The organism is Photobacterium sp. MCCC 1A19761 (assembly GCF_037389125.1).
In the GTDB taxonomy this organism is placed as follows: Bacteria; Pseudomonadota; Gammaproteobacteria; order Enterobacterales; family Vibrionaceae; genus Photobacterium.
The window spans coordinates 27,829-52,231 of record NZ_JAZGTF010000010.1 but is presented as its reverse complement, the minus strand read 5'-3'; the positions used below and the strand labels follow the sequence as shown (position 1 = coordinate 52,231).

The 24,403-nt window shown below is 50.3% G+C and carries 23 protein-coding genes and 2 pseudogenes; 11 read left to right on the top strand and 14 right to left on the bottom strand.

What is annotated here, in order from left to right:
- From VV869_RS11930 to VV869_RS11910, 5 genes are read right to left on the bottom strand one after another with little or no spacing between them, the layout of a single operon-like run.
- Positions 1–1,020, bottom strand: a complete 1,020-nt coding sequence (locus VV869_RS11930; protein ID WP_337735132.1) for an ABC transporter ATP-binding protein — start codon at positions 1,018–1,020, stop codon at positions 1–3.
- On the bottom strand, positions 1,017–1,805 hold the full coding sequence (locus VV869_RS11925; protein WP_337735131.1) for an ABC transporter permease: 789 nt from the start codon (positions 1,803–1,805) through the stop codon (positions 1,017–1,019). The genes VV869_RS11930 and VV869_RS11925 overlap by 4 nt, the downstream gene beginning before the upstream one ends.
- On the bottom strand, positions 1,792–2,700 hold the full coding sequence (locus tag VV869_RS11920; protein WP_337735130.1) for an ABC transporter permease: 909 nt from the start codon (positions 2,698–2,700) through the stop codon (positions 1,792–1,794). The genes VV869_RS11925 and VV869_RS11920 overlap by 14 nt, the downstream gene beginning before the upstream one ends.
- Positions 2,697–3,503, bottom strand: a complete 807-nt coding sequence (locus VV869_RS11915; protein WP_337735129.1) for an alkaline phosphatase family protein — start codon at positions 3,501–3,503, stop codon at positions 2,697–2,699. The genes VV869_RS11920 and VV869_RS11915 overlap by 4 nt, the downstream gene beginning before the upstream one ends.
- Before the next feature lie 9 nt (positions 3,504–3,512).
- Positions 3,513–4,580 carry an ABC transporter substrate-binding protein gene (locus VV869_RS11910; protein ID WP_337735128.1) on the bottom strand — a complete coding sequence of 356 codons (1,068 nt, stop codon included), beginning with the start codon at positions 4,578–4,580 and terminating at the stop codon, positions 3,513–3,515.
- Between the two features lie 212 nt (positions 4,581–4,792).
- Here VV869_RS11910 and VV869_RS11905 point away from each other — a divergent pair, with 212 nt between their 5' ends.
- A complete protein-coding gene (locus VV869_RS11905; RefSeq protein ID WP_337735127.1) occupies positions 4,793–5,530 on the top strand; it encodes a UTRA domain-containing protein in 738 nt (245 codons plus the stop codon).
- 131 nt (positions 5,531–5,661) lie between these two features.
- On the opposite strand, the gene VV869_RS11900 is transcribed toward VV869_RS11905, so the two are convergent.
- Positions 5,662–6,243, bottom strand: coding sequence for a protocatechuate 3,4-dioxygenase (locus VV869_RS11900; protein WP_337735126.1), 582 nt, complete (start codon positions 6,241–6,243; stop codon positions 5,662–5,664).
- A gap of 929 nt (positions 6,244–7,172) precedes the next feature.
- Between VV869_RS11900 and cspE the strand changes: the two genes are divergently transcribed.
- The 3 genes from cspE to VV869_RS11885 all read left to right on the top strand — a co-directional run bounded on the left by cspE (position 7,173) and on the right by VV869_RS11885 (position 8,139).
- Positions 7,173–7,385, top strand: a complete 213-nt coding sequence (gene cspE / locus VV869_RS11895; protein WP_337735125.1) for a transcription antiterminator/RNA stability regulator CspE — start codon at positions 7,173–7,175, stop codon at positions 7,383–7,385.
- A gap of 382 nt (positions 7,386–7,767) precedes the next feature.
- Entirely contained in the window at positions 7,768–7,920 is a 153-nt protein-coding gene (locus tag VV869_RS11890) for a hypothetical protein (protein WP_337735124.1), read from the top strand.
- Positions 7,921–7,935: 15 nt separating this feature from the next.
- A complete protein-coding gene (locus VV869_RS11885) occupies positions 7,936–8,139 on the top strand; it encodes a hypothetical protein (RefSeq protein ID WP_337735123.1) in 204 nt (67 codons plus the stop codon).
- Positions 8,140–8,579: 440 nt separating this feature from the next.
- Here the strand turns inward: VV869_RS11885 and VV869_RS11880 are convergent, their stop codons facing one another.
- Positions 8,580–8,831 carry a hypothetical protein gene (locus tag VV869_RS11880; protein ID WP_337735122.1) on the bottom strand — a complete coding sequence of 84 codons (252 nt, stop codon included), beginning with the start codon at positions 8,829–8,831 and terminating at the stop codon, positions 8,580–8,582.
- Between the two features lie 98 nt (positions 8,832–8,929).
- On the opposite strand from VV869_RS11880, the pseudogene VV869_RS11875 reads away from it, so the two are divergent.
- The 4 genes and pseudogenes from VV869_RS11875 to VV869_RS11865 form a co-directional block, all read left to right on the top strand.
- Positions 8,930–9,294: pseudogene (locus tag VV869_RS11875) on the top strand (transposase); the annotation flags it as partial.
- Positions 9,295–9,312: 18 nt separating this feature from the next.
- Complete coding sequence (locus VV869_RS24440; protein ID WP_443147311.1) at positions 9,313–9,483, top strand: pyridoxine 5'-phosphate synthase; 171 nt, start codon at positions 9,313–9,315, stop codon at positions 9,481–9,483.
- The gene (locus VV869_RS11870; RefSeq protein ID WP_337735121.1) at positions 9,449–9,679 is read left to right on the top strand and encodes a hypothetical protein; all 231 of its coding nucleotides are present in this window, start codon (positions 9,449–9,451) and stop codon (positions 9,677–9,679) included. The genes VV869_RS24440 and VV869_RS11870 overlap by 35 nt, the downstream gene beginning before the upstream one ends.
- A 1,233-nt stretch (positions 9,680–10,912) precedes the next feature.
- Complete coding sequence (locus VV869_RS11865; RefSeq protein WP_337735120.1) at positions 10,913–13,228, top strand: cytochrome c peroxidase; 2,316 nt, start codon at positions 10,913–10,915, stop codon at positions 13,226–13,228.
- A 222-nt stretch (positions 13,229–13,450) separates the two neighbouring features.
- On the opposite strand, the pseudogene VV869_RS11860 reads toward VV869_RS11865, so the two are convergent.
- The 7 genes and pseudogenes from VV869_RS11860 to VV869_RS11830 all read right to left on the bottom strand — a co-directional run.
- A pseudogene (locus VV869_RS11860) lies at positions 13,451–13,679 on the bottom strand (IS6 family transposase); the annotation flags it as partial.
- A gap of 142 nt (positions 13,680–13,821) precedes the next feature.
- A complete protein-coding gene (gene cyoE / locus VV869_RS11855; RefSeq protein ID WP_337735119.1) occupies positions 13,822–14,688 on the bottom strand; it encodes a heme o synthase in 867 nt (288 codons plus the stop codon).
- A 6-nt stretch (positions 14,689–14,694) separates the two neighbouring features.
- On the bottom strand, positions 14,695–15,009 hold the full coding sequence (gene cyoD / locus VV869_RS11850) for a cytochrome o ubiquinol oxidase subunit IV (RefSeq protein WP_255391797.1): 315 nt from the start codon (positions 15,007–15,009) through the stop codon (positions 14,695–14,697).
- Complete coding sequence (gene cyoC, locus VV869_RS11845) at positions 15,009–15,611, bottom strand: cytochrome o ubiquinol oxidase subunit III (RefSeq protein WP_337735118.1); 603 nt, start codon at positions 15,609–15,611, stop codon at positions 15,009–15,011. The genes cyoD and cyoC overlap by 1 nt, the downstream gene beginning before the upstream one ends.
- Positions 15,601–17,640 carry a cytochrome o ubiquinol oxidase subunit I gene (gene cyoB, locus VV869_RS11840; protein ID WP_337735117.1) on the bottom strand — a complete coding sequence of 680 codons (2,040 nt, stop codon included), beginning with the start codon at positions 17,638–17,640 and terminating at the stop codon, positions 15,601–15,603. Before cyoB ends, cyoC begins: the two co-directional genes overlap by 11 nt.
- Positions 17,641–17,647: 7 nt before the next feature.
- Complete coding sequence (gene cyoA / locus VV869_RS11835) at positions 17,648–18,631, bottom strand: ubiquinol oxidase subunit II (RefSeq protein WP_337735116.1); 984 nt, start codon at positions 18,629–18,631, stop codon at positions 17,648–17,650.
- Positions 18,632–19,495: 864 nt separating this feature from the next.
- Positions 19,496–20,533, bottom strand: a complete 1,038-nt coding sequence (locus VV869_RS11830; RefSeq protein ID WP_337735115.1) for a zinc-binding alcohol dehydrogenase family protein — start codon at positions 20,531–20,533, stop codon at positions 19,496–19,498.
- Between the two features lie 130 nt (positions 20,534–20,663).
- On the opposite strand from VV869_RS11830, the gene VV869_RS11825 reads away from it, so the two are divergent.
- From VV869_RS11825 to VV869_RS11815, 3 genes are all read left to right on the top strand, one after another.
- Positions 20,664–21,599, top strand: coding sequence for a LysR family transcriptional regulator (locus VV869_RS11825; protein ID WP_337735114.1), 936 nt, complete (start codon positions 20,664–20,666; stop codon positions 21,597–21,599).
- A 346-nt stretch (positions 21,600–21,945) separates the two neighbouring features.
- On the top strand, positions 21,946–22,320 hold the full coding sequence (locus VV869_RS11820) for a diacylglycerol kinase (protein ID WP_337735113.1): 375 nt from the start codon (positions 21,946–21,948) through the stop codon (positions 22,318–22,320).
- Positions 22,308–24,263, top strand: coding sequence for an LTA synthase family protein (locus tag VV869_RS11815; RefSeq protein WP_337735112.1), 1,956 nt, complete (start codon positions 22,308–22,310; stop codon positions 24,261–24,263). Before VV869_RS11820 ends, VV869_RS11815 begins: the two co-directional genes overlap by 13 nt.
- Positions 24,264–24,403 lie beyond the last annotated feature (140 nt).

Below are 24,403 nucleotides of genomic sequence, written 5' to 3'. Positions count from 1 at the left end.
TCAGGCTCTCACAGGTTGAATTTCATTGAGGTTAAACAGCAGCTCCAGCTGGCTGCCGGGGGCCATCAGCCGCTCCGAGGAGCGATTGAGCAAATCGACGGTCAGTTCGCAGCCACTGACTTCAACCCCGTAGCGGATCACATTACCCAGCAGCTGATGGTGCTTAATCGTACCTTGCTGCGGCGCCGAAATATGTGAACCATACTGGCGTCCGGCTTCTTTGACATAAATTGACTCCGGGCGGATCGCCACTTTCCAGTCGGTTTCAATCGCAAACAGCTGGCGGGCTTTGTCGGCATCGACCAGATTGTAATGGCCCATAAACCCGGCGACAAACTCATTGGCCGGATGGGTATAAATCGCTTCCGGCGAGCCCTGCTGGACGATTTCGCCCTGATTCATCAGGAAAATGCGATCAGACATAATCATGGCCTCTTCCTGATCATGGGTGACGAACACCGTCGTCAGGTTCAGCTCTTGCTGAATATCCCGGATCTGCTGGCGCAGGTGTTTCCGTATTTTGGCATCCAGCGCCGACAGCGGCTCGTCGAGCAGCAAAATTCGCGGCTTAACCACCAGTGCCCGGGCCAGTGCCACACGCTGGCGCTGACCACCGGAAAGCTCATGCGGATAATGTTTCTCTTTGCCTTTCAGCTCGACCAGCGCGATCACCTTGGCCACTTCCTTGGCGATCGTCGCGGCCGGGAGCTTTTTCATCTTCAGGCCGAACGCGATGTTCTCTGCCACTGTCATATTGGGGAACAGCGCATAGGACTGAAACACCATGCCGATTTCCCGCTGTTGCGGCACCTGGTGGGTAATATTCACGCCGTCGACCCAAATTTCGCCGCCATCGACCGGGTTGAGTCCGGCCAGGCTGCGCAGCAACGTCGATTTGCCGCAGCCGCTCGGACCCAGCAAGGTGACAAACTCCCCTTGCTCAATTTGAAACCCAATGTCTTCAAACACGGTGTTGTCACCAAATCGCTTGGTCAGTTGATTGACGGTTACGTAACTCATGAATTTGCCCCTCGGCTAAAACGGCTCGCCAGCCAGGTCAGGAAAAATATAAACAGGAAGTAAGTCATCACTAACGCAGACGTAAAATGCCCGCTGGTCTGACGCATGTTGTAAAGATAAATCTGCAGCGTCTCAAACCGGGTGCCGACCAGAATATTGGCAAATACAAACTCGCCGAGCAGGAATGAAAACGACAGGAACAGCGATGCCATCAGCCCTTTTTTCAGGTTCGGCACAATAATCAGCAGGAACGCTTTCGCGGTGCTGGCACCGAGCAGATGCGCCGCATCCATTAAGTCATGCAGGTTGATCGCCTCGAAGCTGTTGGCAATCGCCCGGTACATAAACGGCAGTGCGATGGTGAAATAAGTGCCAATCAAAATCCACGGTGTGCCCACCAGCGGCACGCTGCTGTCGGCATAGATTTGCAGCAAGCCGACGGAAGAGACCACCGGCGGCACTGCAAACGGCAACAGGATCAGGATGTTCATCAGCTTATCGAGCTTGGGAAAGTAGTAGAACACCACGAAAATGGCCGGGATGATCAGCACCACACTGAGCACCAGCGCAGCAATACAGATAAACAGCGAACGGCCGAAGGCTGCCAGAAAGCGGGCATCGGTCAGGAGTTTGCCGTACCAGTCCAGCGTAAAGCCGTCCGGCAGAATCGTCGCGCCCCAGCTTGAGGACAGGGAATACACCAGCGTCGCAATCAACGGGATCAGCATGAGTCCGGCAATGGTGTACACCACGGTTTTGTGAAAAGTGACATTAGCGTTTTGCATGGGTTCCCCTCGCCGCGTAACTGCGGGCAATCAGCCACTGGTTAATGAAGGTGATCAGGGCCAGCAGGGTGATCAGCAGCACCGAAATCGCGGCCGCCAAGTTCGGCTCCAGGAACAGATCCCCCGAGACCAGGCTGGCGATGCGCACGGTGATCACGTTGTAGTTGCCCGACGTCAGGGCGTAGACGCTGGCATAAGCGCCCATGGCATTGGCGATCAGGATGATCAGAGTCCCGAGCAGCGCCGGCGATAACACCGGCAACGCAATCTTCTGCCAGTATTGCCGGGTGTTGGCACCCAGCAGTGCCGCGGCGGCTTGCCAGTCGTCACTGAGTGCATCAAAGGCCGGATACAGCAACAGCACCGCCAGCGGGATCTGGAAATAGATATAAATCACCAACAGCCCCCACTTGCCGTAAAGATTGAAGTCTTCAATCAGACCATACTGTTTGAGCAGCAGGGTGATGGCGCCGTTGACGCCCAGGATGATGATAAAGGCGAAAGCCAGCGGCACACCGGAGAAGTTGCTGCTCATATTGGTAAACGCAATCACCCCGTCGCGCAGCTTAGAATCTACACGACGCAACGAGGACACCAGCAGGGTGGCAATCGCCAGCCCGAAAACGCTCGACCAGCAGGCCAGCCACAGGCTATTGCTGAACCCTTGCAGCATGAAGCTGGAGTCTAAAATTTCCAGGTAGTTCTCAAAGGAAAACTCACCCTCGTAAATAAAGCTGTTCGTCAGCACCCATACCATCGGGGCCAGCTGGAACAGATAGAAAAACAGCGCAAACGGCACCAGCCACACGGCTGGTTTGAGCTTTCTCAGGCCGGTAAATCGGCCACGCTGCGCTGGAGACCCCGCTTTGTCCGGGATCATCACTGAACTACTCATGGGGTTAGAATTTCCTGGGCGTAAGGTTTGTCGTGTTCAAGGCCGAGCAACTGGCAGGCTGTACCGCAGATCTCGGTCTGCCGGATCGCGCCGCGCTGATGGCTGAATCCCTCGCCAATCACAAACAGGGGCACCTCGCGCTCTTCCGCCAGCGTGCCGCCGTGAGACAAATCGTTGTTCATGCCATGATCACTGGTAACCATGATCTGGTAGCCATCGGCCAGCCAGGACTCGATATAATGGGACAGATGAATATCAGCGCCACGCGCGCAGTTGCGGTACTGGCGGGAATCGAGTCCAAACTGGTGCCCGGCATCATCAATATTCATCGGGTGGATCAGCAGAAAGTCCGGCTGATAGCGGCGACGCAGATCTTCCGCGTCCAGAAACAGCGCTTCATCCGGGTATTGATCCCAGTGATAAAAGCGACCGTGCTGAATATTGAGCGTTTCATCGTGGGTAAACCGGTCCCGCACTGCGGCATAAGGCGCGCGGTTGTACAGCTCGCTGACCCAGTGATAGGCCGCAGCGGCGGTCACTTTGCCCTGCCCCTTGGCCAGGCTGAAAATCGATTCATGGTGCGAGCGGCGGACAATCTGGTTATTGACGATACCACTGACCACCGGCGGCACACCGGTGAGGATGCACTCATACAACGGACGTGACATCGACGGCAGCTCACACTGGAGTTTGTAGAGTGTTGCGCGTTGCTGCTCAATCAATCCATGCAGGTAGCCCATGCAATCATGGGCGACCTGGTAATTGAGTCCATCGAGCACAACAAGAATCACCTTCTTGCTCATGTAGACCTCTTACTGCTGGTGGATCAGAACGTTTTCCTGCCATTGACGCGGCAGTTTACGGGCCGATTTTTCCCAGGCTTTAAAATCCGTTACAGGATGAACATTGGTGTATTGCGAGTTCGGCAACAGCTTGTCCTGAATTGATTTCGGCAGGGTGATAGAACTGCGGATCGGGCGGGCATAACCTTCTGCCAGGTTGATTTGCCCCTGATCACTGAAGATATATTCACGGGCCAGCTTGGCGGCATTTGGGTTCTTGGCAAACTTGTTAATAATGGTGGTGTAACCGGAAATCACCGAGCCGTCTTGCGGAATGCTGACGGTGAAGCGGTCGCGGTCAATCTGATCACGATAACTCAGAGCATTGAAGTCCCACAGAATCGCAACTTCCACTTCCCCTTTCTCCAGGTTCGCCAGCCCCGGATCAGTGAACGACAAACGTCCCTGCTTGGCTAACTTGGAGAAGAACTGAATCGCGGGTTTCAGGTTTGACTCATCTCCGCCCTGCGCAAACGCCGCCGCCAGTACGGCATTGTTGGCCTGAGCCGCGACGCCTACATCCCCGACGCTAACTTTGTAATCGCCTTGGAGCAAATCATCCCAGGATTTCGGCGGGTTTTTCACCAGGTTGTTGTTAGAGATAAAAGAAATCGTCCCGGTATACGCCAGGGCCCAGTGGCCGTCTTTATCTTTCGCCCAGTTCGGGATCTCTTCCCAAGTGCTTGGTTTATAAGGCTGGGTCACACCTTTTTTCACCGCAACACGGGCAAAGGCAAAACCGACATCGCCGATATCCGCGGTGGCATTTTTCTTCTCCGCTTCAAACTTGGCAATTTCCTGCGCCGAGCTCATGTCAGTATCCTGGTGCTGCAGCCCATAATTGACTTTCAAATCGGCCCAGGTATCTTTCCAGTTGGCCCAGCTGTCCGGCATCCCGACACTGTAAACGGCCCCTTCTTTTTTCGCGGCTTCAACCAGCGATTCCAGGTCTGCGTCACTTGCATAAACGGTGGCTGAAAGTGTGGTGGCAAGCAGCGTGGTTTTGAGGACTAGCGTGCGGGTTAACAAAGTATTCATCGTCTCCATCCTTTCTGGACTAGGTCAGTAAGTTCACTTTTTATCCTATGGATGAAGTGTGACGATTTCGGTGCAGGATTATGACAAATTCAAGGCACTTATTTGTCATTCATGTTTCAAAACCCATAGAAATCCCTCACTTTTACTGTCATTTTTCTGTGATAAAGATGTCGTACATTTTTCACATCAACAGTTTTTGGACTAGTTCAGTGATGGCTATACAAACGAATACACCAACCAAAACGCCAACCCAACTCGGAAAAATCAAGACCAGCATTCGTCAGCAGATCCAATCCGGAATGATGAACGGCGGGCAGAAACTACCTTCCGAGCGCGAGCTGAGCACGCTGTTTGACACCACACGGATCACGATTAAGGACGCGCTGGTTGCGCTGGAGACCGAAGGCCTGATTTATCGGGAGGAGCGCCGTGGCTGGTTTGTTTCCCCGCAGCGGATTTGCTACAACCCGCTCTCGCGCAGCCACTTTCACCAGATGATCCGTGAACAACACCGGATCGCCGAAACCCGTTTGCTCAACACCCGGACCGAAATGGCTGCCGGAGAATATGCCGCCGCGCTGAATATTCGTCAGCTTACCCCCATCCACATCATTGAGCGCTTGCGCTACATTGATGGCCGGGCGGTACTGTTTGTTGAAAACTGCCTGATGACCAACCTGTTCCCGGGGATCCTGGAGGAAAACCTGACGCTGTCACTCACCGGCCTGTTCGCTGAAAAATATGGTTACCACACCCAACGCTCCCGCTTTGATGTGATCCCAACCGCAGCCCCGAGCCATGTCGCCAAAGCCTTGAACCTGGCCGAAGGCCAATCGGTGCTGAAAATCTGCCGGGTCAACTATAAACAGGACGGCGCCTTGATGGACTGTGAATTTGAATACTGGCGCCCGGATGCGGTGATGATCCGGATTGACAGTTCGGCGGAGTAATCAACACACTGAAGCGCCAATTGCGATCGATAGAACACCGATTGAAGATTATCAGTGACCCACATCTTCCCAGCCAACCGGTGCACTCGCACCGGTTTTTTGTATTCAGAACCGGCTAATACATCACAAAATCACACCACAAAATCAAAATTCGCCGCCAGACCATCAGAATGCGGCAGCGGGTCAATTTGCAGCGCTTCGCGGTTGCGGGCCCACCACTCGTTGCCGGTCTGGCCCTGCAAATAGAGCTGGGTGGTTAATAACTCGCGCCCGCCCTGCCAGATTTTGACGTGAATATGCGGTGGCCGCCCGGTATAAGGCACCGGATAAAGGGTATGAAATCGGTAATGGCCCTGGCTGTCGGTCAGCATTGCACCAAAACCGGCAAAATGGCGATCGACCTGTGCACGGCCGGGTTGGCGGGGATGATGATAAATCCCGGCGCCGTCACACTGCCAAATTTCGACCCGGCAATCCGTCACCGGATGACCACTCATATCCAGCACCCGGCCACTGAGCCACATCGGGGTGCCGTCCACCGCTTCCTGATCCAGGATCAGGGATTCCCGGAACGGAATCGCAACCACAGGATAATACGGCCCTTCAGTCTGCGAAGGTGTCCGGGCCAGCGCCCCCCTGCCCCAGGCTGAGGGCAACCAGACAGCCGGCCACATTGCCAGCGACCAGCACGCCAGAAAATTTCGTCGGTTCATTCCCCCTCCTGCTGCCAAAACCATTCCGGTTCGCTTCCTTCATTGTGGCAGCCGTGGGGGAAATTGCGTGCTCAGCCATGCACTTCTTTAGCGATCTTTGATTGCGTGAACGCCAACACCCAGTCAGGCAATGAAAACGACAAAACCTGAGACAGCCGACTAAGCAAGTGGCCACTTTTAGTGTCCAACGCTGGCTTCGCCTGAGTGACTCAATCGCATGATCACATCACTTTTCCCAAATGCATCCGATATGGATGCCTTTTTCTCCCGCCTGTAGCCCAATGTTCAACGCACTTGTGACACTTCACTGAAATAACTTACCGATAGCCAGAACGACACCTCACTTTAGTTATCACCAACATGTTGTTTCCAGCATCAGCAGACATCATCATCGAATGTCGTCAAAAAATAGCACTTCTGTCAAGAAAAACGCGTCTTACACATTGTTTGGTCTAACTCACTTTTACCTCCAAATTTGGTTAGAGCAACAGACCCATCACCGTTTACTGCATGAGAATAGAGCTACTTTTTCTAATCATTAGAGGGACAAGCTTCAGGCTTTCAGAGGACTATTCTGCTTTTTTAATTCTCGGTGTGACAAATAAAATCGATTGCCCATGACGCTAGTTTTGCTACGTTAAGGGAGCAGAAATGATGCATTTATTGAGTTAGGCTGCTTTAGGTGGCTTAAAAACGACCAGCTTTAAGTGTTTGTTTTTAATGGAAATTAAAAATAAGACAGAAATAACTATCTATTATGTATATAACGTGTATAGTGGCTGCAGCTCAAAAAGCTGAGCTATTAATGAAATATTTAGTTCAAGATCTTCTCAGTTTTCTTTCGATTCAATTCGTCATATTTATCCTGTGATACCTTTTTCTTTATTCCCGATTTAGTAGCTTTTATTTATTAATGTATCGAGGTATATATGTCGAACAAGACGACTGGTTCAGTAAAATGGTTTAACGAAACAAAAGGCTTTGGATTTATCACTCCAGATAATGGTAGCGCTGATGTTTTTGTTCACTTCAGAGCTATCACTACAGACGGTTTTAAAACGTTGGCTGAAGGCCAAAAAGTAACTTTTAATGTCGAGCAGGGTGGTAAAGGCCCACAAGCTGCGAACGTTTCTTTAGCTTAATCGATATTTAGGGAGGTTTCGTTTATTGCCTAGTTATGGCGAGACTTTTCTAGTCCAATGTTTAGTGAATATTAATATAAATCGAAGAACCAATAGCAAGTTATATTGGTATGACATCGTTCGCGATCCGGAAATATCAAAAGGACAAAAACTATTTGTTCATCGTAAATTACCATCTTCATTTTATCAAGACCACTTGGTCTGCCAGCATACTTCAGCTAAATAGCGATGTATTAAAGCGCCATATCTTATCCAGAGTGAACACAGGTTTCTTTGACTTGAATTTTTCATTTTGTGAGTTGACCAACACTGGCGAAATTAATGACTCGCAAGGCTTAAGTTTAGGGACGTTTAATATTCAATCAGAAATGGAAGTTAAACCTTGAAAAATAAAGCACTCAGAGGTAGGCCGCGTAAAGGTAGTAATGATGTTCAAGATGTTAAAGATGAGAAGCCTAATAATATTCATCAAATAAGACGAAAAATCGAAGATATTCTGCTAGAGCGTGAACAAAAAAAACTATTAGACCTTTGATGGAAAGAGGAAACTATGCGTAAACCAGTTAAAAAAGTTAGCAAAAAAATGCGAAAAAGCGATTTCGAAGAAAAATTTGAAAAGATGGTCGGGGAATACCATATAGCTAAAGAAGTTCTTGATTCTTTGGAGGAAGGCACGACCGAATATGCGAAAAAGAAAAAACAGTGTGATATCCTCTTCGCGAGCGCAGAACGTTTCATCAATACATATCAGTAGCTGTGATTGATTTGCATTCTATCTTCAGCGGGCACTCTTTGCATCATCACCCCTTAGAACTTAAGGTCTAGAATTCAACTTTATTGTGGTCATATTGTTGTATTACACAGTAACGCTAATATGTCCACATTAGCTTTTCTCGACATTTCTATCTTTACTTGGAACACTTGCAAACACCAAATATAAATAGGCCATGAATTCTAACCTCAAAGTCGAATGCTACATTTTGACTAAGCCCCACTATTCCGAAGTGGACAACGTCGAGCTGAATGTCTAACTCACTTTTATCCATAACGTCCACTGAATAGCCACCAACACAACAGCCAGTCTGAACAGTAACGCTCAAAAAAGAATCTCGATAAATACCTTTTAATTCAGACACTTAAACTCCAATATGGATTCAGGACTTCCGCGAAATCAGCGCGACACCCAACACCGAGTTAATTCCCCTCCCTACCAGCATCGAGGCGATGAACACCGCTTTGTCCCCTGACAAGTTCGCTTAGCAAAGTATTCAGCGCATCACCCATTTCATCCTCGGAATAACCGCAGAACCCTAAAACGAAACCATTATACCCAAGTTCACGCATTGCCGATTTTGACAGCTGTTCCAGAGCAATGCCGAGCTTTTTTGCTTGTAGAGCAACATCAACGTCTCTCCACGTATTGTTGAGATGAAAGACCAATTGCATACCTGCCGGATGGTCATGCACGCTTCTGTAGCGGCATAGTTAATTTGGCCACCTGATTAGAGGTGATATCATCACCTCGGAAGTTAACAGGTGACACAATGACAAAACGTAGCAGAAGAACATTTGGCCCCGAGTTTAAACTTGAAGCCGCGCAGTTGGTTCTCGATCAGGGCTACTCGGTAGTTGAAGCAGCCAAGGCAATGAATGTCGGTACATCCACCATGGATAAGTGGGTTCGCCAACTCAAAGAAGAGCGACAAGGCGTTTCACCTAAAGCTTCCCCGATGACGCCAGAACAAATCGAGATCCGTGAGTTAAAGAAGAAACTGGCTCGCCTCGAAGAACATAATGAAATATTAAAAAAGGCTACAGCTCTCTTGATGTCCGACTCGCTGAACAATTCTCGCTAGTCGAGAAACTCAAGCAGAGCCACAGTGTTTCTACGCTTTGTGATGTGTTCAACTAATTCCGGACACTAGGCTTGGATGTCAATGCCGGGCACGATCTGGATCTTCAAAACCTGCCTCACTTCCTTAAAATCAAGGGCATCAAAGAAGTGTCGATTGGTCATGTTCTGATGATTGAGTGCATAGAGCGAGGTATGAACGCAGCCATCAATGATTACCTCACCGTTTGTAGTGAATCCGCCTAACCGCCCACAGGCTGCCGATAAAATGGTGTTACAGATTGCTCGCCTGGCCGTACAGGCCCTAATTTGGAACCAGAACCAGGGCGGCATTTTCGACCTGTTCGGTGTGGTGCCCGGCTTTATCGCAGCCAGCCTAACAATTATTGCCATCACCCGCTATCAAACCATGAAAACAACCAACACGGAAACAGCCTACTAAGCAAATGGCCGCTTGTTGCGTTCAACGCTGGCTTCGCCTGAGTGACTCAATCGCATGATCACATCCCCCCAAAGGCATCCGATATGGATGACTTTTTCTCCCGGCGTTGCCCGGAAATCCGCCAATGCATTTGTGCTGCTTGACTTAAATCCTTCACCGGTAGCCTGAAAGACACCGCACTTCTGGCATCACCAACAGTGGCTGGCAGCATCGGCAGACATCGTCATTTGATTCAGCTCATCAATGACACTTCTATCAAGGATATCGCTACTTGCACATTGTTTGTTCTAACTTACATTTGCTCCATTTTGCGTTAGTGCTCAAGATCATTCACAGTCTGTTAATGCTAATTAGCGATACATTTTCTCATTTCTGCTCCTTTTAGCGAAGCATGGCAAAAGGACAGCAGCGGATAACCTGTTATGTTTGTTGTGGTGCATAGAACGGGTGGAATGTTAAAACTCATTTCATCGTGAATGCTATTTGGGGAAGTGGTTCTTAGTTACTTCTGCTGTATATGCTTCCACATCCCCAATAAATTTTTGAGATGATTGAGAACTTTATCTTCCATTCGTAAGATAAAAAATCATGGATACAAAAAGTTCTCTTGCGGGATATCCATTTGATTTCTATGCCTTCAAGTGTTTAATACGGTTGATTCACAAGTTGCCAGCGCCATGTGTTGAAAACGCGATAACCACCATACGCGGCCAGTGCAGTAACAAAGCCAGCGGACTTAAGCGTTCCCATAGCTGAATTGTTCAACAACGCCCACCTTCATGACACATGAGTTTTAAATCAAGCTTGTGTCTAAAATAGTCATCTGATTTAGATGAATTACTATTTCCATCAAATAAAATCAAAAAAAAAACACTTTCATAAACACGATACCTTGAAAATAAAAAAGTGAGCGTGAAAACAAAGAATTTATGATAAGAGCAAAATCACCCCTCACAACCATTCGAGTTAATCAATTGATACACAAGTTATTTTTACGAGTCTCACTTCAGTGGCATTGCTTCACTTTCTTCTTATTAAATAATTTTATCATTTTCAATAATAACCTATATGTTGCTCCATACCACTTTCTTATTAAATAAATAAAAAACAAACCTTATAATTCACAAGTTTAATAATCAAGACAATTAATAACTGCCATTCTGAAAGTCATGAAACTGTTTCTCGTATATAAAGAAATAGTTTCATCATAGCGAATGGATGATAGGGGGAATAATGAATAATAAAATAACATTAAAACGCCATCACATAGGCGTTCTGATAGCCGTAGGGTGCCTCGGGCTTTCTGGCGGCCTAGTTTTTGCGGAAGCCGTACCGGCTGTACCGACTTCACCAATTAGTTCCTTGAAGGGAGTTAAACCTGCCCCGGTTCCAGGAATTGAGGAGTTTATTAAGGATAAAAAGGCTGCAATTAAGCTTGGTAAAGCCCTCTTCTGGGACATGCAAGTCGGTAGCCAAGGACAAAGTTGCGGTAGTTGTCACTTCAGCGCAGGGGCAGACAGCAGGGTAAAAAATCAGTTAAGTCCAGGTTTAAACAATACCGACGTTACACTGCAAGAAATATTTAACCCGACTCTATCGGGTGGTGCCGGTGGGCCAAATTATACGTTAAAAGTTGAGGACTTTCCCTTCAGGAAGTACGAAAACCCTGATGACAGGCACTCCAATGTTCTGTTCGACAGTGATGATGTCGCCTCATCTCAAGGGGTATTTGCCTCGACCTTTATTGACCTGTCAGGAAACAACTATCCTCATGAATTCGGTGACGGTAGAGAAAATTGTACCACGGACATGGACATATTCAACGTGACTCACATTGCGACACGAAAAGTCGAGCCACGTAATACGCCAACGGTCATTAATGCGATTTTCAACTTCCGAAATTTCTGGGATGGACGGGCCAATAACGTCTTCAATGGTGTAGATCCTTTTGGTTTGCGTAATAAAGATGCCCACGTTCTCCGCTACGATAAATTCAGCGCTTCACTTGTTCCGAAAAAAGTTTCCCTCGTCAACTCAAGCGCGGCTTCTCAGGCCGTTGGGCCAGTTAGCAGTTCATTTGAAATGTCATGTAGGGACAAAACATTTAAAGAAACAGCGAAAAAATTGCTCCGCCTCAGACCATTACAGCTACAAGAGGTTGATCCAACAGACAGTGTACTCGGTTCATTAAGCGCTTATCCCGGAAAAGGTCTGATAACTGACTACAATAAGCTGATAATGGATGCCTTTAACGATGAATACTGGAAAGCCCCACAGATGGTTGATGGATATACCCAGATGGAAAATAACTTTACCCTATTCTGGGGCCTGGCTATCCAAATGTACGAAAGTACATTAATCTCCGATGATTCGCCGTTCGACCGTTATATGGATGGTGATACTACAGCCCTCAATGCGTCCGAACTTCGCGGAATGGGTATTTTCCTTGGTAAAGGTAAATGTGCCAACTGCCACAACGGTCCTGGGTTTTCCAAAGCTGCCACTCATTTAATTGGAGAGGCACAAGAAGAAGGCCTGGTAGAGCGGATGCTGATGGGTGATGGACTAGAAGCCCTGTATGATAACGGTTTCTACAATATCGGTGTACGTCCAACCAAAGAAGATCTCGGGCTTGGTGGGCTGGACCCTTGGGGTAACCCCCTCTCATTTACGATGCAAGCCAAACATATGGCAGATGGCAAGAATGTACCAGACAGCTTCCAGGTCGATCCAAGCACCTTCGAAGCACGTCCAGGTGAACCTGTGTTAGCGGGGGAACGGGATGCAACATTCGGCTCCTTTAAAGTACCAGGGCTGCGTAATGTAGAACTAACAGGCCCATATATGCATAACGGTGGTATGTCATCGCTTTGGCAGGTGGTTAACTTCTATAACCGTGGCGGCAACCGTTCAGGCGATCACTCCAATGATTCCACGGGTTTTGCTGGTAACAGTACAACCTCTAATCTGGATCCCGATATTACCGAGCTAAACCTGAATGAAAATGAAAAAGCGGATCTAGTTGCTTTCCTGATGTCATTGACAGATGAGCGTGTTCGCTGGGAAAAAGCTCCCTTTGACCGCCCACAGTTACTGGTCCCAGGTGGTGCTATTGGGGATGAATTTACTGTACAAGACGATGGTACAGGCCGAGCAATAGAAGACTGGACTCGCCTTCCAGCAGTTGGTGCCAGAGGCCGTGCAGCGAAGAACCTACCGCCAGTTCAACCATTCCTGAACGGAGGCAAAATAGCAGCACCAACGGTAGCTCCGAAAGCCGTCGATGATAAAGCGTCAGGTTCCGTCAGCAGGGAATTTACGATAAATGTCATTGAAAATGATGAAGCAGGTGCCGTACCACTGGATCCAAGTTCTATTGTCGTAGTTACCCCACCCAACTCTTTTTATGGTGAGATAACTAACAACGGCAACGGTACTTTCCGATACAGAGCATTCCATAAAGCTGATAACTCATTCACCTATAAAGTGAAAGACCAAAATGGCACTGTATCTAACGTTGCAACGGTGACGGTGACTATTACTTTCTAATCATCTAATTATTGCAATCAAACCAACCAAATTTGCATATAAACTATAGCCTCAACGTGGTGTGTAGCGTTGAGGCTTTTACTGTTTGCCCAGCAAGCTGGGATTGAAAAAAAACCTGAATCGCTCCGAATAAGAAGATGATAATCCGAATGGCAAGCGTGCAAAATATGGTTTTGTCGCAAAGTTATGCAGAAGTACATGAATATGGATTTCCAGACACGATTAGGCTGCCAGCACGTAGAATTCATCCCACACAGATAAAATTTTGAATCATCGACCGCAGCTCTATGCCAGTGAGGGTGGCTTTGGCGCCTTCATCAGATTTCCATCCCAGGCCATGATGCATCTTACCTTTCACTTTCCAGTGGCTTTGCTCGACAATAGTGTTCAGATACTTAACTTCAATCAGGTTGCACTTCCTTCCCGTCAACCAGAGCCGGACGTTAAGCGAAGGGAAGATGATGTCACCTTCTACTTCATTTCTATATCAGTTGATGGTGTAAGCAACACAACAACCAGCCTGAACAGCAACGATCATAAAAAGGCATCCCGAAGGATGCCTTAGATTCAGCCAAGTAAAGTCAAATATGGGGTTAGATCGTCAGCGGGATCAGCTCAACGCCCAACACCGTGCTAATTCCCATCACCACCAGCAGCGAAGTTTTGAACACCGCTTTGGACCAGTCGACATAGTTGTCGTCGGTCACTTTGCGGAAGGTCACCCGGGTCCACATCAGGCAGACTGCCGAGGCCACCGCCAGGTATTCATAACCGCCATTGCCCAGCAGGAACAAGCCCAACGCAACCGCACTGAAGGCCACCACGTAGGCTTGCATGTGCTTGCGCGCTTTCTCAATGCCTTCGACCACCGGCAACACCGGAATGCCCGCGTCGCGGTAATCCTGCATGCGGAACATGGCGATGGCATAAGAATGCGGCATCTGCCACAGGCAGAACAGCGCAAACAGCAACACGGCATCTAAACTGATGTAGTTGGTCACCGCCAGGTAACCGACCAGCGGCGGCACCGCGCCGGAAACGCTACCGACCAAGGTGCCGTAGACCGAGGTGCGCTTGTACCACATGGTGTAGAAGAACACGTAAAACACGTAGCCCAGCAACACCACCACCGCTGAAAGCGGGTTGGCGATGCGATAGAGCACCGCGGTTCCCACCAGCAGCAGCGCGACTGCGTAGATAAACACATGATCGATATTCAACCCATCCTGAACCAGGATCCGATTCCGGGTCCGGTCCATTTTGCTGTCGATATCACGATCAAAGATATTGTTCACCACGCAGCCGGAAGCAATCACACAGGCCACACCCAGCAAGGTGAACGCCAGCAATGCGATATCCGCCGCTTCTGTCTTGGCGGCGAGGAAGAACCCCGCCGCCACAGAAATCAGGTTGCCGATGATGATGCCCGGCTTGGTAATGGAAATGTAGCTTTTAATCATGACGCCCTACATCATCATGTTGACGTTGAGGTTCCACATAATCCAGATGGAACCGGCAATCACGATAAACACCACCAGCGCGGTAAACACCAGGGAAATCATATTCCACTGGCCGTCTTCCGTGCGGATCTCCATGTGCAGGAAGTACACCAGGTGCACCAGCAACTGCACAATGGCACAACCAAACATCAGCACGTAAGTGATGGTATCCGGCAGGCTCTGCGTCGCCACGAAGTAGAACGGGATAATGGTCAGGATCAGCGAGGCGATAAAGCCTTTGACGTAGTCCTGTACCCCAGAATCAGCGTGTTGTTGGCTCATTACATGCCCCCCAGCAGATATACGATGGTGAAAACACAGATCCAGACGATATCCAGGAAGTGCCAGAACAGGCTCAGACAGTGGAAACGGGTTTCCATCATCTCGTTCAGGCCTTTGGTATTGAGCTGCCAGTAGCACACGGCCAGCCAGATCAGACCGAAGGTCACGTGCAGGCCGTGAGTCCCGACCAGCGCGAAGAAAGCAGACAGGAACGCGCTGCGATCCGGGCCGTACCCTTCTTCAATCAGGTGATGGAACTCATACACTTCCATGATGATAAAGCCCAGGCCCAGCAGGAAGGTGATCCCCATCCAGCGTTTCAGACCGGCAATATCTTTGCGTTTCATGGCAATGATGCCGAAGCCGAAGGTGATACTACTGAACAGCAGCATCATGGTTTCCGTGAAGACGAACGGCAGCTCGAAAATGTCTTTCCCGCTTGGGCCACCGGCCGTGCCGTTAACCAGGACTGCATAAGTTGCAAACAGGCTTGCAAACAAGATGCAGTCACTCATCAGGTAAATCCAGAAGCCAAACAGCTTGTTGCCTGCTGTGTCGTGGTGATCATGACCATGATCATGCGAAATCGCATTAGTTTGCATAGGTCACCTCCAGATCATCATCGTTATCTTCATTGCCGGACGTCACTTGCCCTTTCGCTTGTTTCAGCTTGGCTTGACGTTCCGCTTCAATCGCTTTGATTTCTTCAACGGTCACGTAGTAGTCCACGTCTTCGTTGAAGCTGTGGCGGATACAGGTCACGATCATGCCGACAAAGCCGATCGCCGCCAGCCACCAGATGTACCAGATCATCGCGAAACCAAACACCAGAGACCATGCGGAAACATACATCCCGGTTGGGGTGTTCTTCGGCATATGAATTGGCTGATATTCCGCTTCCTGATCTTTGTTGTGCTCGCCGCGCTCTTTCTGATACCAGAATGCATCCAGCTCATCGCCTTTCGGCAGCACCGCAAAGTTGTAGAACGCCGGTGGAGAAGAAGTCGCCCACTCCAGCGTACGGCCATCCCACGGGTCACCGCTCAGGTCAGCATTCTGGTGACGGTCACGGATACTCACGAAGATCTGAATGAACTGACACAACACACCTGCAGCAATAATCGCCGTACCACAAGCCGCAACGGCCAGCAGCGGGAAGAACTCAGGGTTGATATCCTGGCTCAGACGACGGGTCATGCCCATGAAGCCCAGCGCGTACAGCGGGACGAAGGCCAGAATGAAACCGATGATCCAGCACCAGAAGGCACGCTTACCCCAGGCTTCGTTCAGGGTGAAACCGGTCATTTTCGGGAACCAGTAAGCCATACCGGCAAAACAGCCGAAGACCACACCACCGATGATGACGTTATGGAAGTGCGCAATCAGGAACACTGAGTTATGCAGTACGAAGTCCGCACCCGGAACCGCCATCAGAACGCCGGTCATCCCGCCAATCGTGAAGGAGATCAAAAAGCCGATGGTCCACAGCATTGGCGTGGTGAACGTAATGCGGCCTTTGTACATGGTGAACAGCCAGTTGAAGATCTTCACCCCGGTCGGGATCGAGATAATCATGGTGGCAATGCCAAAGAAGGCGTTCACATTCGCGCCGCCGCCCATGGTGAAGAAGTGGTGCAGCCAAACGACGAAGGCCAGCACGGTGATCACAATCGTTGCCCAAACCAGCGAGGTGTAACCGAACAGCTTCTTGCGCGCGAACGTGGCCGTTACTTCTGAGAACACACCGAAGACCGGCAGCACCAGAATGTATACTTCCGGGTGACCCCAAGCCCAAATCAGGTTGACATACATCATCATGTTGCCACCCATGTCATTAGTGAAGAAGTGGGTACCAACGTAACGGTCCAGCGTTAGGAGCGCGATGGTCACGGTCAGGATCGGGAACGAGATAATGATCAGGATGTTCGAGCACAGCGACGCCCAGGTAAAGACCGGCATCTTCATCAGTGGCATCGACGGGGTACGCATGCGCAGAATGGTGGTGAAGAAGTTCACACCCGACAGCGTGGTCCCTACCCCGGAGATCTGCAGTGCCCAGATCCAGTAGTCGACCCCGACGCCCGGACTGGCGTCAATCCCGGACAGCGGCGGGTATGCCAGCCAACCGGTACGACCGAACTCACCTACCGCCAGTGACATGTTGGTCAGGATCACACCGACCACAAACAGCCAGAAGCTCAGGTTGTTCAGGAACGGGAACGCCACGTCGCGCGCACCGATTTGCAGCGGGACGATGATGTTCATCAGGCCGATGATCAGCGGCATGGCTACGAAGAAGATCATAATCACGCCGTGGGCGGTGAAGATCTGATCGTAGTGATGCGGCGGCAGGTAACCGGCTTCACCCGCAGCAGAAAACAGCTGCTGGCTTCGCATCATCACCGCATCGGCAAAGCCACGCAGCAACATAATCATCGCCACAGCGATGTACATAAAACCAATTTTCTTGTGATCGACCGAAGTAAACCACTCATTCCAGAGGTATTGCCATTTCCCAGCACGGGTGATCATCGCGACAACCGCGAGACCGACCAGCGCAATCACCCCAAGCGTCACCATAATGATGGGCTCATGATAAGGAATGGACTCTAGTGTTAGTCTTCCAAACATAATCTCATTAACCTTCGTGTTCAGCCTTGTCCATCTGAGCTTGTTCCATCGCGTGGTGACCTGAATGGTTGTTGCTCGGATGGTTGTTGCTCATATGGCCATTGCCCATGTGACCTTCTTCCGACTTTTCTGAGTGCATTCCGCCTTCGAACTGCATCACAACATCAGAGAACAGGGTGTGCGGTACTTTCGAGTAGAACGTCACCGGAACATCAATGCTCGGCTCCGCCAGGGCTTCATAATCGCTGAAATCATGCAGCTGCTGCGGCGCGGCCTTCACCTGCTCAACCCACTGGTTGAAGCTGGCGCGATCGTCCAGAGCCACGGCCTTGAACTTCATGTGCGAGAAACCTTCGCCGCTGTAGCTGGCTGCAATGCCTTTGTACTCACCGGCGTGGTTCGCCATCAGGTGCAGGCGCGTCACCATGCCCGGCATGGCGTAGATCTGGCTGCCTAAACGGGGAATAAAGAAGGAGTTCATGATGTTGTCCGAGGTGATCTTGAAGTTCACCGGCACATCTTTCGGGAAGGCAACATAATTCACGGTCGCAATGTTTTGCTCCGGATAGATGAACAGCCATTTCCAGTCCAGAGACACCACCTGGATTTCCACCGGCTTCACGTCACTCACCAGCGGCTTCGACGGCTCCAGTGCGTGCGTTGAACGCCAGGTGATCACGCCCAGAATGGCAATAATGATGATTGGAACTGTCCAGACCACCACTTCAATCTTGGTCGAATGAGCCCATTCAGGCGCATATTCTTCCTGGGTATTATCAGAGCGGTATTTGTAAGCGAAGTAGATTGTCATCAGGATCACCGGGATCACGACAATCAGCATCAGAAGCAAAGCTGTAATGATCAGCTCTTTCTCCTGAACACCGATAATCCCCTTGGGATCCAGCAGCGCAGATTCACACCCGGAGAGCATTAAAATTGCACTAAACAACCCCACCCTCGACAAGATGTTCTTATATCTTGAGGCTTCCATTTACTTTCTCGATTGTTTTGCAATATTCCCACATAAAAGTTGGCACTTTTAGGACATTGCGATTGGTTTTAATACGTATTTTTGTTGTTGAGCTTGGAACAAATCATCCTGTCTGTTGCCATTCATGAACAGGTCGTCGCAGTATTTGCACCCTTGCAAATCTCTGTTACCACCCCAAACATCACGGTTACAAAAAGAAACAATTTGTTACAGGTAGCGCATTATCCGGATAAGACCAAGCCACCTCACTAGCGCAAAATGAAAACTAACGTTCCAAAAATGGTAATGCCGTGCCACATAAAACCATTGAAAGACAAGGGATTTAACATTCAAACGCTTGTTATTTCAGAAATGTTTCACAAAAAAGAGAGGTGTGTAACCAAGTGAAAATTGCATGATTCTTACTAACTGATCTGTCATAAAATTTACAAATAGACAAAATCATCAATAATGGGGTTGATTTTTTGGAAGTGTACAAAGGGTAACCTACATGGGTGTCAGTACGCCAACATCCTTCGCAGTGACGAACCAATTCCTGATGGATTTAGAGAAAGCAGAAAGAATAAGCCACTGAATGCATTTACACACTGAATGGCAAGAAATGAATGGTTTAAAGGTACAGGAAAGTCGAATTTAATCGCACTATTTTGCAGGGATGGTTATTTTCACACCACCCTCACCTCCGTCATCTGTCACCCTGAATTGAACGTGAGGTATCGTATGACGGACCGCGATGCCCGAGCAAGAAACAGCCCGCCGGGCTGTTCCTAAACCATGGTGTCACAGATACCGCCATCCGACTCTGAAAGCATCATGACAGACGACAATATCGAGCCGTTAAGTTGTCGCTGTTCGTCAGGCCAGTCAAAAGCCTTCCAGAACTATCTTTCCAACGGCACGACCGGACTCCAGTTCGGCATGTGCTGCTTTCAAATTCTCGGCATTAATCACACCGAGATGTTTCCCGGCGGTGGTCCGGATATACCCCTGATCTACCAGCGCCGCGACGCGCTCCAGCAGTTGATGTTGAGCGTCCAGATCCGCCGCCTGATGCATGGCACGGGCAAACATGAACTCGATATGCAGCGACAAACTCTTGGATTTCAGTTTCATCACGTTGAGTGCGTCCGGATCATCAATCATGGCAATTTTGCCGAACGGCACCAGCAAATCAGCGTAGCTGTCAAAATACTGCTGGGTGGCATTGAGGCTGGCAATGTGCGTCACCGGACCGACCTTCCCTGCCGCAATCAGCGCATCAATTTGCGGCTTAAGGGGCTGGGTATGATCCACCACCTGATCGGCCCCAAGGCTTTTCACCCAATCCCGGGATGCATCGCGCGAAGCCGTCGCAATCACCGTCGCACCGGTCAGGGTTTTAGCCAGCTGGATCAGAATCGAGCCCACACCACCTGCGGCACCAACCACCAGAATCACGTCATCCGTTGCAGCTTCAGCCTCCGGCGAACGTTGCGGCAGATTGAAGTGATCAAACAACAACTCCCAGGCCGTGATCGTCGTCAACGGCAATGCCGCCGCTTCGGCATCAGAAAGACTGTTCGGTTTATGGCCGACAACCCGCTCATCCACCAGCTGATATTCTGCATTGCTGCCGGAGCGAGTCAGATCGCCGGCGTAATACACCTGATCGCCCGGTTGAAACAGGGTGACGTCCTCACCCGTCGCAACCACTTCACCCACGGCATCCCAGCCAATCACCTTGTACTCCCCTGCCGTTGGCGAGACGTTCTGGCGGATTTTGTAATCCACCGGATTGACCGCCACGGCCTTCACTTTCACCAGCAGATCCCGGCCGCTGGCAATCGGCTGAGGGAGCTCAATATCGACCAGGGCATCGTTGTCGGTGATCGGGCGTGCTTTTCTGTATCCAATTGCTTTCATGATATTTTCTCCAGTCTCTCCAGTGAGGCGACGCCCCTCAGGGACGTTGAACTGGCAGCCAGTGTGGCTTTTTATTACACTGCGATAAACAGCCTAATCCATGAAACATTATCAATAATTTTTTGAAAATATGATGATTGAAGACCTGAAAGTCGTGCTCAAAGTGGCCGAGTTTCGCAGTATTACCGCCGCAGCGCACAGCTTGGGGATGCGGATCGCAACCGCCAGTGCCGCAGTCAAACGAGTCGAGCAGTCCCTGGGGGGCGAGCTATTTGTGCGGACCACGCGACAGCTCAGATTATCGACCGCCGGAGAAAAGTATCTCCCACAATGTGAGCAGGCGTTGCTGATGCTGGAGCAGGCGCGGCAAAACATCCGTGCCGATCAGGGGGCGATTGAAGGCGAACTGCGCATTGCCGTTTCGTCGGACCTGGGCCGCAACTGCCTGCTCCCCTGGGTCGATGAGTTTATGGCAGATCACCCGGGACTGAGCCTGCGGGTGAATATCAGCGACAGCAATATTGATTTCTACCGCGATTCCGTCGATATGGCACTGCGATACGGCTCGCCGAGCGATGCCGGTCTGTATGGGTTTAAAATCTGCCATGTCCCGACCCTGCTGTGCGCCACGCCGGCTTATCTGGCGCAACGGGGTCAACCGGAGCATCCCCAGGATCTGGTGTCGCATAACGGCCTGTTCTATCAACTGCAGGATATTCCCCACGATACCTGGACATTTACCCGCGACGATCAACAATTCAAAATCAAAATGAGCGGCGATCGGATGTCGAATGACGGCGATTTGGTGCGGCGTTGGTGTGTCGCAGGAAAAGGCATTGCCGTGAAATCCTGCCTCGATATGGCGGATGATTTGCTGTCCGGGCGTGTGGTGAGTGTTATGCCGACATACAGATCCCGGACCACCGAACTGTGGTTGATCTGCCCGAGTCGGCAGTCGATCACCCCGGCAATGCGGTTGCTCAGAGATCACTTGCAGCGCAAATGTGCCGAGCGTCTCAACGCTCTGGTCGAGCAAAACATCCTGCCAAAGGATTTCCTGGTATAACCGGCCACCTCAAGTGGCCTTCGCAGTGCTCTTCGTATTGGCACCTTGGTATTAGCACCTTGGTATTGGCACCTTCACTCTGGCGGAAGCTGAGCGATTATCTTCCAAGAACCGCACGGCAGGTCGGAGCACACATGACACGCGCCTGCCAATATTTCCCACAATTCCAAGACCCTCCGGCCCTGCGGACGGGCCTTCTCAGTAAACGCTCAGGGTTTCTTAAGCGAATCTTAAGTTTTCTCAGTCACCCTTGATCTGATTGAACTATCAAAGCATTTTTTTGATGGTATGATGCGCCAATTTTTTTCTCCATTTATTAATGCGCTGACCACAGAGTACCCGAAACATGCAACAAGAAATTCTCGTCAAACGGACTGGCGTTCGTCGTGTCCTGTACACTTTTGTCCATAGTTATAACGGTATTAAGTGGCTGTGTACCCACGAAACCGCATTTCAGCAAGAACTGCTGCTTTTCCTGCCGCTGACCGTGTTCGCCTTCTGGCTCGATCTGCCCGCACTGCATACCTTGTTACTGCTGCTCTCCATGCTGTTTGTTCTGTTCGCCGAAATGGTCAATACCGCCATTGAAACGGTGGTCGATCGCATCAGTCTGGAATATCACCCTCTGTCCGGCATCGCCAAAAATATCGGATCTGCGTTAGTGATGTTCAGTTTCATCGGCCTTTGCCTGGTGTGGGGAGTTGTACTGTGGATCAGGTAATCGCCGTACCAACCAGCCAACGCGTAAAAATCAAATTGGGACCGCTGGTTCCTCTGCTCAGCTTTGTACTGATTGATTTATTTATCCTCAGCCTGTCGCGTTTCATGCTGTCAATTTGGCAGAGTGAGCGCGTTTTTACCGTCAATGATTACGAGCAGATCTTTCTCGGAGGTTTGCGGATTGATCTCTCAGCCCTGGGCTATTTGTTTGCCCCGGCGCTGCTGATGGTGATCATCGCAACCCTGCTGCATCAAACCCGTTTGCTGCGGTTGCCACTGAAGATCTATCTCGTCGCCGGCAGTTTGCTGCTGCTGTTCTTCGAGCTTATCACCCCCACATTTATCCTTGAGTACGACCTACGCCCTAACCGACTGTTTATTGATTACTTAATCTATCCCAAAGAAGTGTTTTCGATGCTGTTCGGCGGCTATAAGCTGGAAATGATCACCACGCTGCTCGTCTTGGTGCTGGTCGGCAAAGCCCTGGTACTGGCCTATAACCGGCTGTGGCGCCTGGCGGTCAAAGGGACATTCTGGTCGCAGATCACCCTGCAATTGCTGCTGGTTTGCCTGTTGGTGCTCGGCGCTCGCGGAACCCTGGGCCACCGGCCGATCAACCCGGCCTTGGTTGCATTTTCCAATGACCACTTACTGAATGATTTAAGCCTGAACTCAGCCTACTCCGTCGCATTCGCCTACAAGCAATTGAAGAACGAAATGTCGAGCGCTGACTACTACGGTCCGATGGACACGCAAACCCTGCTGGGTGAGGTTCGCCGGACCCTGCAAGATTCGCAGGCTCACTATGGCGACCCACTCGCGCCGACGAAAACGATGCATATCAGTCCTTTTCCGGAGCGCAAGAAGAACCTGGTTATCCTTTTACAAGAAAGCCTGGGGGCACGTTACGTCGGAAAACTGGGTGGCCTGCCGCTTACGCCGAATCTTGATCAGCTGATGGATGAAGGGTGGAACTTTACCCGGATGTACGCGACCGGCACCCGTTCTGTTCGGGGGATCGAGGCCGTGGTCACCGGTTTCACGCCGACCGCCGCACGCTCGGTGGTTAAGCTCGGGAAATCTCAGCAAAACTTCTTTACCCTGGCCGGATTTCTTGCCCAGCAAGGCTATCACACCCAATTCGTGTACGGTGGCGAAAGCCATTTCGATAACATGAAAAGCTTCTTCTTGGGCAATGGGTTTCAGGACATCGTCGAAGGGGCTGACTTTGACAAAGTCGACTTCACCGGGTCCTGGGGGGCTTCCGATGAAGACCTGTACGATCAGGCTGATAAGGAGTTCACCCAGTTGCAAGAAAAAGGCAAGCCATTCTTTAGCTTAGTCTTTACGTCGTCGAACCACTCTCCGTTCGAATACCCGGATGGCAAAATCACGCCTTATGACAGTCCGAAGCAGACGCGTAACAACGCCGCGAAATACTCAGACTACGCGCTGGGGCAGTTTATCCGCAAAGCCAAACAGTCCAATTACTGGAAAGATACGGTGTTCGTGGTGGTTGCCGACCATGACTCCCGGGTCCATGGCTCAAGCCTGGTACCGGTCCGGCATTTTCGCATCCCGGCCGTCATTTTTGGCCAGGATGTCCCCCATCAGGTCGAAAACCGCCTGGCCAGCCAGATCGATTTAGGACCGACGCTGCTCTCTTTCATCGGCGCTTCCGGCGAGCATCCGATGCTGGGCAATGACTTTACCCAGCCACTGAAGGCCGATCAGCCGCGGGCAATGTTGCAATATGATAAAAACTTCGCCTATTTAAAAGCCGGGAAAGCGATCGTTTTCCAGCCGCATAAAACGCCGCAAACCTTCCTGCTGGACGGTGAAAACCTGGTTCCGACCCAAACGGATGCCCGGCTGACCAAAGAAGCACACGCCTACGCCAACTTCGGCAGTTTGGCTTATGAGAAAGGCTGGTATCAGCCATAAGTGAATGGGCTGTTGCCATGCCGGGCCTAGGGAGGCCCGCTTTTGACTCACGCGTCATTGCGCGAGGTCGAAGCGCCGCCTCTCCTGACCCGGCCAAACCCATCAACGTTCAACACGAACTGGCGTATGCTTTACATTGC